Origin of the sequence: Streptosporangium heterodermiicola (genome assembly GCF_051390675.1) — a bacterium.
Lineage (GTDB): Bacteria > Actinomycetota > Actinomycetes > Streptosporangiales > Streptosporangiaceae > Streptosporangium.
Map to the genome: position 1 here is coordinate 1 of NZ_JBPJSR010000116.1, position 433 is coordinate 433.

1 protein-coding gene is annotated in these 433 nt (G+C 68.6%); it reads right to left on the reverse strand.

The features are described 5' to 3' along the window. Positions 1-23: 23 nt before the first annotated feature. A partial coding sequence (locus ACSC1Q_RS43140; RefSeq protein WP_436764535.1) for an aldehyde dehydrogenase family protein occupies positions 24-433 on the reverse strand: 410 nt, incomplete at its 5' end.

Genomic DNA, 433 nt, shown 5'->3' on the forward strand with positions numbered 1-433 from the left:
GGCGCGGGCTCGCGGTCCGGAGGTTACCCGTTGGTCGGGAAGCCGAGGTTGACGCCCCCGTGGCTGGGGTCGGGCCATCGGGAGGTGACGACCTTGCCCCGGGTGTAGAAGTGCACGCCCTCGGTCCCGTGGACATGGGTGTCACCGAACAGCGAGGCCTTCCAGCCACCGAAGCTGTAGAAGGCCATCGGCACCGGGATCGGCACGTTGATACCGATCATGCCGACCTCCACCTCGTTCTGGAAACGCCGGGCCGCGCCGCCGTCGTTGGTGAAGACCGCGGTACCGTTGCCGAACTCGCCGCCGTTGATCAGCGCCAGGCCCTCCTCGTAGGAGGAGACGCGGACGATCGCCAGGACCGGCCCGAAGATCTCCTCCCGATGCACCCGGGAACCGGCCGGCACATGGTCCAAGACCGTGGGCCCCAGCCAGA